We start from the raw sequence: 14007 nt of genomic DNA, 5'->3' as shown, positions 1-14007 counted from the left end.
GGATGGCGTTTGTTTTTCAAACATAACACATTGTAATAAAATGATTTATTTAAGTAAGTGTCCACACCTTGACCACATCGACATAAGCCCCGATTTTTTTCGGGGCTTCAGGACATTGGTAATGCAGCCTCATTTGCTGTACACTTGATGTATTAACTATTAATACATCGGTGAAATATGAGAAAAATTACTACTGTCAGTATGGGCGAACAACTTGACAGGTTCGTACAGCATATGATTGAAAGTGGCCGTTATGGAAATGCCAGTGAAGTTATGCGTTCGGCGCTGCGTTTGCTGGAGCAACAAGAAGCTTACGATGAGATTGTACGCAAAGCGGTTATTGCTGGCTTGGAAAGTGGGGAAAGCTCGCTGACCCTACGGGATATAGCGGAACAACGGAAACACAGACATAATGTATAAGCTCACGGATCAGGCTGCTGAAGATTTTGCTGGGATTTATGATTATACACTTTTGCAATTCGGTGAAGTTCAGGCTGACCATTATACGGAGGCACTGGAAGCATTTTTTGACACACTAGCTGAAATGCCACATATAGGGAGGGAATACCCATCTGTCCCAAGTGTCATGCGGGTTGAGTTTCACCGTCACACGGTTTTCTATACTATCCGGGATACCGATATTCTGATTGCGCGTATCCTTCATCAACAGATGAATCACCCCCGTCATCTTCTTTGAGCGGGCGGGTGCTATGTTGTGCTGTGCATCAAGCCAGCATAGCTGTCTCGTCCTGCGAGCTGCCATTGCTGATCGCAATGCTTTGTTGTTTTTATTTCTGGAGAACAAGCATTTTATTACGGGAGAAGTGAAAATAACGCCTTAGCGGGGGATTAGACCGGGTTAATGAGGAAAATGGAGACATTATGATTCATAATGAAGGAAACAAACCCCGTTATTTTCAACGAAGTTTGTCAGCGGTCTGAAACCCCCTCATACTATGTATGAGGGGTTATAAGCCCTTTGCGGGAGAAATTTTTTAACAAAGCCCTCATGGGGAATAATCGTACTCTAGTTGATAGAATCCAAAAGTCAACTTTCAGATTTACCAATAAGATTTGATGCGCCGATGATTTTGATTATTGCACGTTGTCTCTTTTCAACATCTTCACATGTCAAATATTGCTGAAATCGTTCATAGCTAAAATAACGTGCTCAAGCACCCAAAATACGCGGTCTGATGCCAAGCTGACCTTGTGCCGCAAGCAGCGCCTGCATTCCCGTTTTTTTGCCCTCGTCGGTAACGCCGCCAATGATATTCGACGTGGTTTCTGCTTCAGTTTTCCCCTGAGCCACACGCACAACAACAGTCACGGGTTTGGACTGGTCGGCAATCGCTCGCAGAGCATGGAACAATGTGCCCGTTTTGCCGGCCTTACTATTGGCAGTCAGAACGTCGGTTAACAAGACTAGCGTGTTTAAGGGAAAAGTTTTGGTGTCAAACATCATCCGCTGTGCAGACTAGCACGACAATAGCGGTGCTGACAGTGGTAATAGTGCGCGTACCCTCGTTGATTTCCTGCACGCGGACACCATGATGATAATCTTGTGCCATAGCGAAAGACTCCCGTAATGATGATTTCGCTATGGTGATCACTGTGACAATAAAATTCAGTTGATTGGGTAAGTATCAGGGATAGCACAAAGTGGAGGATATAAAAAGAGTATTAGAGATGTTCATCCTTGAGTAATCAAAAGACTCATGCCGCGCACGATAAATGAAGCGACAATTCTTGTAACTTTGCACAGAATTGTATAAAATTTTATACAATCAGGTAAGGAAGGGAAAACTATGACGAAAATCAGGAGCGGTACAGAGAAAGAAATTGCCTGGATTGGCTCTTCTTATGAAGATTTGTTAGCCTTCCCTACAGATGCACGTAAAGACGCAGGCTATCAGCTTCATAGAATACAGCATGGAATAGATCCTGAAGATTGGAAACCCTTTTCTGACATCGGTTCTGGCGTAAAAGAAATACGGCTAAGAGACAATACAGGTATTTATCGTATTATGTATGTTGCTAAATTCGATGAAGTTATTTATGTATTGCATAGTTTTCAGAAAAAAACTCAACAAACGAATAAACATGATAAGGATATCGCTAAAGTACGATACAACGCAGTTATCCAGCAACGGAGAAATATCAAATGACCACTAAAATTGACACTGAAATTCGTAGGGTAACTCCAGCCGGACATAATATATTTTCTGAGTTAGGTTTTACTGAGCAAGAGGCTCAGCAACTTCATGCAACCTCTTTACGAGAAATAGAAAACACATTGCAAATCAAAGAACAGCTAATGGAAGAAATTACTTTATGGATTGCAGATAAAAAAATGAAACAAGCTGAAGTAGCAACGGTGTTGCACATTTCTCGTCCAAGAGTATCTGATGTTGTGAATAAAAAGGTAAGTAAATTCACCATTGACGCATTGGTTAATATGTTAACCCGTATAGGAAAACCTGTTCAGATTACGGTAGGCTAAGACCCACATATAAAGGTGTTAGAGCAATTCAAAACAAGAGGCACCTAGAATGGGTGCTTCTTGGCATTTCACAAGATTCAACCTTTCGGTTCAATACCTCGTTCCCGTAGTTCTTTACGCAAAATCCGCTTGATCCATGTTACAAGAGAAAAATCACCGTCTCTACACGCTTGCTCTTCTAATTGCTCGCGAAATTTTTCTGGAAGGCGCATCTGATATTGTGGCAAGCGTCCACACTCAAAAACTTTCGTATACTTTCTAACCCCTTCATACTTTTTTATGTTGTTGTTTTACAAAGAAATGTGTTGTAAGTGACTGAAAAAAAAGGCCCTAAAAAGGGCCTGAAAGACAGGGATGGTGTCTATGGCAAGGAAAAATTCTCGTTTACTACTAACTTACTACTATGCTATGGATACTACAAAATCAGTTCGGTAACTGAGACATACGCTGCCGATGGTGTTGCTCTAATTGTGCTTGCTGCTTAGGAGTCAACAGTTGATACATCTGATGATGGATACGGGCCATTTCCACCTGACGTTCAACACTATATCTAGCCATCTTTTCAGCTTGAGCCTTTACTGCCGCTTCATCAAAATCCTTCGCCGTTACTAATTTGCGCATCTCTTCACGTTCTGCGCGATTAATCAACATCAATGAGCGCTGCTGATGTTTTTGCACCATCAAATCACGCATTTGCTGGCGCTGCTGCTCGGTTAAAGTGATACCATTGAACATATGATCATTGTCACTGGTTTCATTATTATTACGATAATGATGAGCTTCACCACTCTTATAACCACACGACGCACAAATATCAGGTACTGTAGCAGCGTGAGCTGTATTTGCTGTTTCAGCTAAAGATGCTACCGAGCTAACAACAAATATTGACGCAAGAACCAACGCTGCTATGTTACGCATTAAACAACTCCTCGTTTCCCCGAACGATGCTATTCGATTCAATGTAGACAACTATACCTGTGCGGCTGCAAACTAGCGTCAGAGCTTGTAAAAGAACGTAAAGTCGTGGAATAACAAAGTTTGTTATCGTATTTTTGTTCCTGGAGGAAGTAATCGATGCATAAAATCCTATTAGTTGATGATGACCGTGAACTGACATCACTATTAAAAGAATTACTTGAAATGGAAGGATTTAACGTTGTTATCGCTTATGACGGAGAACAAGCATTAAAATTCCTTGACGACTCGATTGATTTACTACTACTCGACATTATGATGCCGCGTAAGAATGGTATTTCAACATTAAAAGAACTTCGGCTACATCACCAAACCCCGGTAATTATGCTGACAGCACGCGGAAGCGATTTGGATCGTGTTCTGGGACTGGAATTAGGCGCTGATGACTATCTTGCCAAGCCATTTAATGATCGTGAACTCGTGGCTCGTATACGCGCTATTCTTCGCCGCTCAAATTGGAGTGAACAACAACAGACAGACAACGGCCTGCCCACGCTTCTGGTCGATAACCTACAATTAAACCCTGGCCGCCAGGCAGCCAGCTTCGCTAATCAAATATTAGATTTAACAGGTACTGAATTCACATTGCTCTATTTATTAGCTCAACATTTGGGGCAAGTTGTTTCCCGCGAACACCTAAGCCAAGAAGTATTAGGTAAACGGCTGACCCCATTTGACCGGGCAATTGATATGCATATCTCTAACCTGCGTCGTAAATTACCTGAACGGGAAGATGGTCAGCCTTGGTTTAAAACTTTACGTGGCCGCGGCTATTTAATGGTTTCTGCAACATGATAAACAGCTTAACAGCACGCATCTTCGCAATTTTCTGGTTTACTCTCGCGTTAGTCCTGATGCTGGTATTGATGGTACCAAAACTGGATTCCAGACAATTGACCTCTCTGCTGGAAAATGAATATCGGCAGGGAGTTATGCTGGAACAACATATTGAAGCAGAATTAGCACAAGACCCAGCTAATGATTTACTCTGGTGGCGCCGTTTATTTCGCGCAATTGAAAAATGGGCGCCACCAGGACAACGCCTGATATTAGTCACCAGTGAAGGACGGGTTATTGGTGCCCAGAGAAGTGAAATGCAAGTTGTCCGCAATTTTATCGGACAATCAGATAATGCAGATCACCCTAAAAAGAAAAAATATGGCCGTTCTGAGATGTTAGGGCCATTTTCTATCCGGGACGGAGAAGATCATTACCAACTCTACTTAGTTCGCCCAGCAAACAGCCCACAGTCAGACTTTATTAACCTGATGTTTGACCGACCACTATTGCTATTAATTGCCACTATGCTAATCAGTGCGCCACTCCTATTATGGCTAGCCTGGAGTTTGGCTAAACCGGCCCGTAAATTAAAAAATGCCGCAGACGATGTTGCTAAAGGCAATCTACGCCAGCATCCAGAATTGGAAGCTGGCCCACAAGAGTTTCTGGCCGCAGGTAACAGCTTCAATCAGATGATCAGTGTATTAGAGCGCATGGTCACCGCACAGCAACGACTCATTTCCGACATCTCCCATGAACTACGCACGCCCCTCACCCGCCTACAACTTGCAACAGCATTACTTCGCCGTCGTCATGGTGAAAGTAAAGAATTGGAAAGAATTGAGACAGAAGCCCAACGACTAGACAGCATGATTAACGATCTGTTAGTGCTCTCCCGCAGCCAGCATAAAAATGAGCTGCTGAGAGAAAATATCAAAATGACAGAGTTATGGAACGATATTCTTGATAACGCCAGCTTTGAAGCTGAACAAATGGATAAAATCCTTGAAACAACCTCACCACCGGGTTCCTGGACTATTTACTGCAACCCATCAGCGCTTAGCAGTGCTTTTGAAAATATTGTACGCAATGCCTTACGCTACTCCCACCACCACATTGCCGTGGGTTTCCACACCGATAATCAAGGGATCACCATCACCGTTGACGATGACGGCCCTGGCGTCACCCCAGAAGACCGCGAACATATATTCCGTCCTTTCTACCGCACAGACGAAGCCCGCGACCGAGAATCTGGCGGCACCGGCCTTGGTTTAGCCATTGTAGAAACCGCAGTCAGCCAACATCGTGGCTGGGTATGTGCTGAAGACAGCCCACTAGGCGGCTTACGCTTGGTTATTTGGCTACCACTTCATGGCCGGTGATACAGATTTTCACCGGCCTTATTATACAAAATAATTAAATAGATAAATTTTTATTATGCTTGACCCAGAGAGTCTGACGGTTTAATCTCCCCTTTATTCATTAAAAACACTTATATTTTTACTGCTTTTCCATTACAGCAGGCAAAAGCATTGAAAAATCAAAATAATAGATAACATTATAAAATTCCAAGGAATTCTGGGAGCCAATAACCTAGTGCGGTAGCTTTGTTATTACATTATTTATTATTCCAATAATATATCTTATAAAACCTATTTAAAATAGGTTGTTAAAGTTTCACTTGCCAAATAAAACTTATGAAAATAGATAACATTCTATTAAAAACCAAATGTGACTTATTTTCATGATTTCATTTTTAAATCATCATTTTAAAAGGCAAAATATGTCCTCACTTAACATTCTCACCGAGAAACTTGATAATAAAACCGCCATTATTGCCATTGTTGGCCTGGGTTATGTTGGCTTACCGTTAATGCTTCGATATAACGATATCGGTTTTAAGGTCATTGGTTTTGATATTGATAAAGAAAAAACAGATAAATTAAATCAAGGCCAAAGTTATATCGAACATATTTCCTCATCCAAAATCAGTAAAGCGATAAATACCGGTTTTGAAGCCACTACGGACTTCACCAAAATCGCGGAATGTGATGCCATTATTCTTTGCGTTCCCACGCCGCTAAATAAATACCGCGAACCCGATATCAGCTTTGTCATTAACACCACCAACCGGGTAAAACCGTATTTAAGAGCCGGGCAACTCCTCTCCTTAGAAAGCACCACTTACCCGGGTACCACGGAAGAAGAATTATTACCCCGGGTCGAAGAAAACGGGTTAACCGTCGGTGAAGATATCTTCCTGGTCTATTCTCCCGAACGGGAAGACCCCGGTAATCCTGATTTCGAAACCCGAACTATCCCTAAAGTCATTGGCGGCCACACGGAAAACTGCTTAAAAGCCGGTATCGCCGTTTATCAACCCGCCATTGACCAGGTTGTCCCGGTCAGTTCAACTAAAGCCGCCGAGATGACGAAACTGCTTGAAAATATACACCGGGCGGTCAATATCGGCTTAGTCAACGAAATGAAACTCGTTACCGATAAAATGGGGATTGATATCCACGAAGTGATTCGCGCCGCCGCAACCAAACCCTTCGGCTTTGTCCCTTATTACCCCGGCCCGGGATTAGGCGGTCACTGCATTCCGATTGACCCCTTCTATTTAACCTGGAAAGCCCGAGAATATGGTATCAATACCCGCTTTATTGAACTCTCCGGTGAAGTCAATTCCTCCATGCCCGATTATGTGGTCAATAAAACCATATTAGCCCTCAACAAGGCGAATAAATCCATTAATGGCAGCCGTATATTAATCCTCGGTATCGCCTATAAAAAGAATGTGGATGATATGCGGGAAAGCCCCTCGGTACATATTATGGAAAAATTCCAGGCATTGGGGGCAAATATCGAATATTCAGATCCGCACGTTCCGGCCTTTCCTAAAATGCGGGAACATCATTTTAATTTAATCAGCCAGCCCATCACGGAAAATAATCTCCAAACCTTCGACTGCGTTATTTTAGCCACTGATCACGATAAATTTGATTATGAATTAATTATTAATAACGCCACATTAGTCGTTGATACTCGTGGCAAATATTCTCCCAATCATAAAAACATTACAAAAGCTTAACTCAGGATAAACCATGCTGAACATCATCAAAGACAGAAAGATAAGGTTTGCTTTAGTAGGTTGTGGACGGATCGCTAAAAATCATTTCAATGCGCTGGAAATCCATCAAGAAGAGACCGAATTAGTCGCCGTCTGTGATAACGATCAAGACGCATTAAACGCCGCGGTAGAAAAAACCGGTGTCCCGGGGTTCAGCGACTTAAACACCATGCTGGAGACTATCACCGCCGATATCATTATCCTGACCACCCCATCCGGCCTCCATCCAGAGCAGGCAATAGCCTGCTTCGATAAAGGCTTTCATGTCGTCACCGAAAAACCGATGGCTACCCGGCTGGCAGATGGTGAAAATATGGTTAAGGCCGCCGATAAAGCCGGTAAATACCTCTTTGTGGTCAAACAGAACCGCCTCAACGCGACGCTACAATTATTAAAACGCGCAGTCAGTGAAAAACGTTTTGGCAAAATTTATATGGTTCACCTCAATGTGTTCTGGACCCGCCCCCAAGCCTATTATGACCAGGCCGCCTGGCGGGGCACCTGGGAATTTGACGGTGGCGCTTTCATGAATCAAGCGAGCCACTATGTTGACTTAATTGAATGGTTAATCGGCCCGGTCAAAGATGTTCAGGCCATGACATCTACCCACCTGGATATCGAAACGGAAGATACCGGGGTACTGAATATCCGCTGGCGGGATGGCACCTTAGGCTCAATGGCGGTCACCATGTGTACCTATCCGCAGAATCTCGAAGGTTCCATCACCATTCTGGGGGAAAAAGGCACCGTTAGAGTAGGCGGCTTAGCGGTCAATGAAATCCAGCAATGGCATTTCGCTGACGAAAAAGAGTATGACCAACACGTCAAAACCGCCAACTATGAAACCACCTCCGTTTATGGCTTTGGTCATCCCCTCTACTATAAAAATGTCATTGATGTCATGAAAGGCGAAGCCCAGCCCATCACGGATGGCCGGGAAGGCTTAAAATCCTTAGAGCTGCTTATCGCCGCCTACCTATCGGCCAGAGATAATAAAACCATTTCTTTGCCTCTAACCTATTAACCCCATGGAACCAGCCTCATGTCAGCCGAACACGTAATGATACATCCCAGTGCTATCGTTGATGAAGGGGCACAAATCGGGAAAAACAGCCGTATCTGGCATTTTACGCATGTCTGTTCTGGAGCCAAAATTGGCGAAGGCTGCTCGTTAGGACAAAATGTCTTTATTGGCAATCAAGTCACCCTCGGCAATCACTGCAAAATACAAAATAACGTCTCTGTTTATGACAACGTTCATCTGGAAGACGGCGTATTTTGTGGCCCCAGCATGGTTTTCACCAATGTTTATAATCCCCGTTCATTGATTGAAAGAAAAAGTGAATATCAAAACACATGGGTAAAAAAAGGCGCCACTTTAGGCGCCAATTGCACCATTATTTGTGGCACCACCATTGGCGCTTATGCCTTTATTGGCGCCGGTGCGGTCGTGAATAAAGATGTCCCCGATTATGCCCTGATGGTGGGTGTACCGGCCAAACAGATTGGCTGGATGAGTGAATTTGGTGAACAACTCGATTTACCGCTACATGGACAAGCCACCACCATTTGTCCACACACACACCATATTTATCAGCTCAATAACCAGACCGTCGTGCGAATTAAATAAGCAAGGATAAAAGAATGCAATTTACCGATCTGGCTGCTCAACAACGCAGAATTAAAGATAACATTGACGCGAATATCCAAAAGGTCCTCACCCACGGCAAATATATTTTAGGGCCGGAAGTGGCCGAATTAGAAGAAAAGCTGATTGCATACACCGGGGCGCCATATTGTATTACCTGCGCGAATGGTACCGATGCGTTACAAATTGCCTTAATGGCGATTGGCATCAAACCGGGTGACGAGGTCATTACCCCCGGATTTACCTACATTGCCACCGCTGAAACCGTCGCACTGCTGGGCGGCATACCGGTCTATGTGGATGTCAAACCCACCACGTACAACTTAGACCCGGCTTTACTCGAAGCCGCGATTACCGCCAAAACCAAAGCAATTATTCCGGTCTCCTTATATGGACAATGTGCCGATTTTGACGAAATTAATGCCATTGCAGCAAAACATAACCTGACCGTCATAGAAGATGCGGCCCAAAGTTTCGGCGCAACATATAAAGGAAAACGCTCCTGTAACCTGACCACAATTTCTTGTACCAGTTTCTTCCCCAGTAAACCCCTGGGGTGTTACGGTGATGGCGGGGCTATTTTCACCCACGATGAAGAGCTGGCGAAAATTATTCGTCAAATTGCCCGCCATGGACAAGACAGGCGATACCACCATGTCAGAGTTGGAGTGAATAGCCGTTTAGATACCCTGCAAGCGGCCATTCTACTCCCCAAACTGGACATATTTGATGAAGAAATGGCATTACGTCAGACAGTTGCCACAAACTACAATCAGGCATTGAATAACATTGGCATCATGACCACACCCTATATTGAGCCACACAATCTCTCTGCCTATGCGCAATATACTATCCGGGTTAAAAACCGGGACGAATTACAGCGAAAATTAAAAGAACAAGGCATCCCAACCGCCATTCATTATCCTATTCCCTTGAATAAACAACCTGCGGTGGCCAGTAATATCACTCTGCCTGTGGGTGATGAAATCGCCCAGGAAGTGATTAGCTTACCGATGCATCCTTATTTAGAAACATCTTCGATCATAGATATCTGCAAGCAAATACTATGACTATAAAAGTAAATGATTATTGGTCAAAGGTTGGGACAGTTTTTTCAGGAACACTGATATCACAATTAATTCCAATCTTTGGCTCTTTACTAATAGTCAGACTATATAGTCCAGGTAATATTGGTGAATTCGCAACCTGGCTTAGTATTACTATATTACTTTCAATAATACTCACAGCCAGATTTGAGTCTTCCTTTGGTATAGAAGAAGATGGCTATGAAAGGAATAATACATTAATAGTAACTTTAATAAATATAACACTAATATCATTTTCACTAATAATATTAATGTTATTCTATATTTATATAGAAAGTCCCGAAACCTCAAAGAATATTTTCCTTATAACAATTATTCCCGTAAGTATCTGTTATTCCATTTATACAACAACTCAATCATGGCTCTCATGTGGAGGATATTTTAAAAAGTTAGGAATTATAAGAATCTCTCAGAACTTCTTTATTACAGTTCCACAAATAATATCTGGATATATAGAACCTAACTTATCAAATATAATCATAGGATATGTATCAGGAAGTATATTTTCTTGTATTTTTTGCCTAAAAGTATTACCTATAACTAGAAAAGAGTTAAAAGCTTTTACTTTTCCAATATTCAAGAAAAAATGGAGAAAACATAAAAATTTCCTATTATATTCTTTACCAGCCGATGCAACTAACAACTTATCTGCTCAATTGCCAATTATCTTAGTAAATTATAGATTCGGTGCAGAATGGGCAGGATACCTTTCCTTAACTATCAGAACACTTGGTGCACCAATATCTCTACTCGGAGGTGCAGTAAGAGATGTTTTCATTAAAAGTGCATCTACAAGCTATCGTGTCAAAGGTTCATGTAGAGATGAATATAAGAAAACCTTTAATGTATTAATAATATTATCAATCATCATGATAGTATGTTCTATATTTCTTCTAAGACCAACATTTTCGTTATTATTTGGTGAAGAATGGGAAATATCTGGGCTAATAGGTGTATGGTTAATGCCAATGTTTGCTTTGCGTTTTGTTTCAAGTCCATTAAGCTATACCTTGTATATAGCACAGAAACAGCACATAGATCTTATCTGGCAGCTTTCTTTATTAACTTTCACATTATTCTCTTTTACTGTTATTTCGACAGTTAAGATAAGCATAATCTCATATTCTTTATGCTATACAACCCTATATATTATTTATCTATATATTTCATATAAATATTCTAAATATGTCAATTAAATATATTCATAGATTGATAATTAACTTTATGTTAATTCAGGTTTTTCTAATAACAACCCTTTTAATTTATAATTATCAAATACAGCCCAATAATTCATATTCTGGAATGAAAGAAGTAACATGGAATCAATATAGCACACTTTATTGTATAATAAGCTGTATTATATGTACATTGCTAATATCAAGAAAGATAAGAACTCCATCAGACATCTTCATTATTATATATACTATATTTAGCCTATTATATACCAGTTACTTTTCTAATATCACTAAACTAGCATATAATAACTATATGTTATTTTATTTATTCCTATATATTCCTCCAATATTAATAGCAATTCTAAAAAAGAAAATAGCACATGAGTTAAGAAAGATAAAATTATATTATCCTATTTTACCAAGAAATACATTATTTCTTATATCAATACTTTTTTCTATAATCACTATATGCAATCTAATCATTGAAATCCCAGTTGGTTCTTTATCTCTAGATTCAATGTATCAACGAAGACTATTAGCAAGAGATTATTTAGGGAAGGACCTACTATTTCCTTATATATTAAATATTACAACAAATGGATTAATTCCGCTACTAGCCTTTTATAGTATAATATACAAAAATAAAAAATGCTTCATTGCTTCTTTGTTATTTCCATTTATAACTTTTTGGTTTATAGGTTTAAAGAGTCCCTTTTTATATGTCATAGCTATGATGATTTTTGCTGCTTATATGAAGAAAAATAAAATAGAAAATATGGCTTTACTCATAATAAAATTATTAGTTTTTATTAGCCTAACGTCACTCATAGAATCATTCATATTTGAGTACTCATACCTTGCTGATTATTTCATAAGGAGGTTGATTTTTGTTGCATCCTTAATACAGAATTATTATCTTAATGAAATCAGCATTCCTGATAATTTTTTATATGGAAAAAGGCTCACCAACTCTGATGTTACTTTTTACATCGGTGAAAAATATTTTCAGAATCAAAGCACCAATGCCAACACAAATACCTTTTTATATTATTTTTTAAAATATGGACTAATAGGATATATGATAAACCTAATTTGTATCTTTATAATTTTCATATATCTAGATCTATTATGGTTAAAAACAAAAAACGTAGAAATAATAGCCACATCAATTCTATATAGCTTTCTCCTAATAGAACAATCTTTTACAACTGCTCTAATAAGCTCGGGCATTTTATTGCTCATAATTATATTATCAATTACAAAAAAATCGGATAACATTTATAGTAGAAGATAAAACATGTTAATTACAATAATAGATTATGGAATGGGTAATAGCAGTTCCATTCAAAATATACTCAGAAAAGTTGGATATGACTCTGTTATTACTTCTGATTTAGAAATTATATCAAATTCTAATTTTATCATCTTACCCGGAGTTGGAAGTTTTGACTATGGGATGAAAAAATTATCCAATTCTGGTATACAGACTATACTTAGTAAAAAAGTAATTAAAGAAAAAACCCCATTCCTTGGAATATGTTTAGGAATGCAACTATTATTTAATACTAGTGAAGAAGGTACTGCAAACGGACTAGGCTGGTTAAAAGGTAACGTTAAAAAATTTAACAACCAAGAAGATAGGAATCTAAAAATTCCACACATGGGATGGAATTATATATCATTAAAAACTAACAATAATTTATTTCAACAAAATCCTGATAATCCCGATAGATTCTATTTTGTACATTCTTATTATGTAGAATGCCAAGATAATGAAAATATACTAACAACGACAAATTATATTAATGAATTTGTAAGTTCAGTTAAAAAAGATAATATTTATGGTGTTCAATTCCATCCAGAGAAAAGCCATAAATTCGGAATGTTTTTCTTTAAGAATCTAATTGAGTCTCACTGTAAATGCTAAGACACAGAGTTATCCCCGTACTATTATTCAATAACGATGGTCTCCAAAAAGGTAGGATATTCAAAAATCATCGTTATATAGGAGATCCGATCAACGCTGTAAAAATATTTAATAATAAAGAAGTAGATGAATTAGTATTATTAGATATAGAAGCAAGTGTGAAAAATAGGGAAATTAATTTTGATATTTTAAAAGAAATTGCTTCAGAAGCATTTATGCCGCTTTCATATGGAGGAGGAATAAAAAATATTAAAGATATAGAAAAAATATTTTCTATAGGATTTGAAAAAATTATTTTGAATACAAGTGCAGTTAATAATCCTAAGCTCATTCAAGAAGCAAGCTCACTGTTTGGTTCTCAAAGTATAGTTGTCTCCATTGATGTCAAAAAGAATTTTATAGGTAAATATATTATATATACCAAATCTGGGACACAAAAGTGTACATTGAACTTCAAAGAACACATAAGAAATATAGAAAATCTTGGTGCAGGAGAAATAATTTTAACCTCAATTAATAATGAAGGAACAAAAAAAGGATTTGACACCATTTTAATAAAAGAAGCATCTCATTTCACAAATATTCCTATAGTTATTTCTGGTGGCGCAGGCTCATTTAATCATATAAGAGATGCAATTAATTCTGGAGCTCAAGCTTCAGCAATAGGAACCATGTTCACCTTTTATGGTCCTAATGATGGAATTCTACTAACCTACCCTAATTATAAAGAAATTAACAGTTTATCATCGTAGTACTAATT

Annotated in this window: 14 protein-coding genes and 1 pseudogene; 13 read left to right on the top strand and 2 right to left on the bottom strand. The window is 39.2% G+C overall.

Annotation, left to right across the window (positions count from 1 at the left end; genetic code table 11):
- The first annotated feature begins 177 nt into the window (after positions 1-177).
- Positions 178-420, top strand: a complete 243-nt coding sequence (locus EAE89_RS13510; RefSeq protein ID WP_036811444.1) for a type II toxin-antitoxin system ParD family antitoxin — start codon at positions 178-180, stop codon at positions 418-420.
- The gene (locus EAE89_RS13505) at positions 413-697 is read left to right on the top strand and encodes a type II toxin-antitoxin system RelE/ParE family toxin (protein ID WP_054477603.1); all 285 of its coding nucleotides are present in this window, start codon (positions 413-415) and stop codon (positions 695-697) included. The genes EAE89_RS13510 and EAE89_RS13505 overlap by 8 nt, the downstream gene beginning before the upstream one ends.
- A gap of 480 nt (positions 698-1177) precedes the next feature.
- On the opposite strand, the pseudogene EAE89_RS13500 reads toward EAE89_RS13505, so the two are convergent.
- Positions 1178-1571 (bottom strand): annotated as a pseudogene (locus EAE89_RS13500) (phage tail protein); the annotation flags it as partial.
- A 237-nt stretch (positions 1572-1808) separates the two neighbouring features.
- On the opposite strand from EAE89_RS13500, the gene EAE89_RS13495 reads away from it, so the two are divergent.
- The gene (locus EAE89_RS13495) at positions 1809-2168 is read left to right on the top strand and encodes a type II toxin-antitoxin system RelE/ParE family toxin (protein ID WP_054477599.1); all 360 of its coding nucleotides are present in this window, start codon (positions 1809-1811) and stop codon (positions 2166-2168) included.
- On the top strand, positions 2165-2503 hold the full coding sequence (locus EAE89_RS13490) for a helix-turn-helix domain-containing protein (RefSeq protein ID WP_054477596.1): 339 nt from the start codon (positions 2165-2167) through the stop codon (positions 2501-2503). Before EAE89_RS13495 ends, EAE89_RS13490 begins: the two co-directional genes overlap by 4 nt.
- A 423-nt stretch (positions 2504-2926) precedes the next feature.
- Here the strand turns inward: EAE89_RS13490 and cpxP are convergent, their stop codons facing one another.
- Positions 2927-3421 (bottom strand): cell-envelope stress modulator CpxP, encoded by a 495-nt coding sequence (cpxP, locus tag EAE89_RS13485; protein ID WP_054477594.1) that lies wholly within the window; start codon positions 3419-3421, stop codon positions 2927-2929.
- A gap of 156 nt (positions 3422-3577) precedes the next feature.
- On the opposite strand from cpxP, the gene cpxR reads away from it, so the two are divergent.
- The 9 genes from cpxR to EAE89_RS13440 all read left to right on the top strand — a co-directional run bounded on the left by cpxR (position 3578) and on the right by EAE89_RS13440 (position 13999).
- Positions 3578-4273: an envelope stress response regulator transcription factor CpxR gene (cpxR, locus tag EAE89_RS13480; protein WP_054477592.1), complete on the top strand. Its 696-nt coding sequence runs from the start codon at positions 3578-3580 to the stop codon at positions 4271-4273.
- Positions 4270-5640 carry an envelope stress sensor histidine kinase CpxA gene (cpxA, locus tag EAE89_RS13475; RefSeq protein WP_149616327.1) on the top strand — a complete coding sequence of 457 codons (1371 nt, stop codon included), beginning with the start codon at positions 4270-4272 and terminating at the stop codon, positions 5638-5640. The genes cpxR and cpxA overlap by 4 nt, the downstream gene beginning before the upstream one ends.
- A gap of 401 nt (positions 5641-6041) precedes the next feature.
- Complete coding sequence (locus EAE89_RS13470) at positions 6042-7352, top strand: nucleotide sugar dehydrogenase (RefSeq protein ID WP_149616328.1); 1311 nt, start codon at positions 6042-6044, stop codon at positions 7350-7352.
- A gap of 13 nt (positions 7353-7365) precedes the next feature.
- Positions 7366-8415, top strand: coding sequence for a Gfo/Idh/MocA family protein (locus tag EAE89_RS13465; protein WP_054477586.1), 1050 nt, complete (start codon positions 7366-7368; stop codon positions 8413-8415).
- A gap of 18 nt (positions 8416-8433) precedes the next feature.
- Positions 8434-9021, top strand: a complete 588-nt coding sequence (locus EAE89_RS13460) for an acyltransferase (protein WP_054477584.1) — start codon at positions 8434-8436, stop codon at positions 9019-9021.
- Between the two features lie 14 nt (positions 9022-9035).
- Positions 9036-10109 carry a DegT/DnrJ/EryC1/StrS family aminotransferase gene (locus tag EAE89_RS13455; protein WP_214086050.1) on the top strand — a complete coding sequence of 358 codons (1074 nt, stop codon included), beginning with the start codon at positions 9036-9038 and terminating at the stop codon, positions 10107-10109.
- On the top strand, positions 10106-11341 hold the full coding sequence (locus EAE89_RS13450; RefSeq protein ID WP_214086049.1) for a lipopolysaccharide biosynthesis protein: 1236 nt from the start codon (positions 10106-10108) through the stop codon (positions 11339-11341). Before EAE89_RS13455 ends, EAE89_RS13450 begins: the two co-directional genes overlap by 4 nt.
- Positions 11342-12617: 1276 nt before the next feature.
- Positions 12618-13247: an imidazole glycerol phosphate synthase subunit HisH gene (gene hisH, locus EAE89_RS13445; protein ID WP_214086048.1), complete on the top strand. Its 630-nt coding sequence runs from the start codon at positions 12618-12620 to the stop codon at positions 13245-13247.
- Positions 13241-13999 carry an AglZ/HisF2 family acetamidino modification protein gene (locus tag EAE89_RS13440; protein WP_214086047.1) on the top strand — a complete coding sequence of 253 codons (759 nt, stop codon included), beginning with the start codon at positions 13241-13243 and terminating at the stop codon, positions 13997-13999. The genes hisH and EAE89_RS13440 overlap by 7 nt, the downstream gene beginning before the upstream one ends.
- Positions 14000-14007: the final 8 nt, after the last annotated feature.

Origin of the sequence: Photorhabdus heterorhabditis, assembly GCF_018448905.1 — a bacterium.
Classification (GTDB): domain Bacteria; phylum Pseudomonadota; class Gammaproteobacteria; order Enterobacterales; family Enterobacteriaceae; genus Photorhabdus; species Photorhabdus heterorhabditis.
Note: the sequence above shows the minus strand (reverse complement) of the source record. Positions and strands in the feature narration are given on the sequence as shown.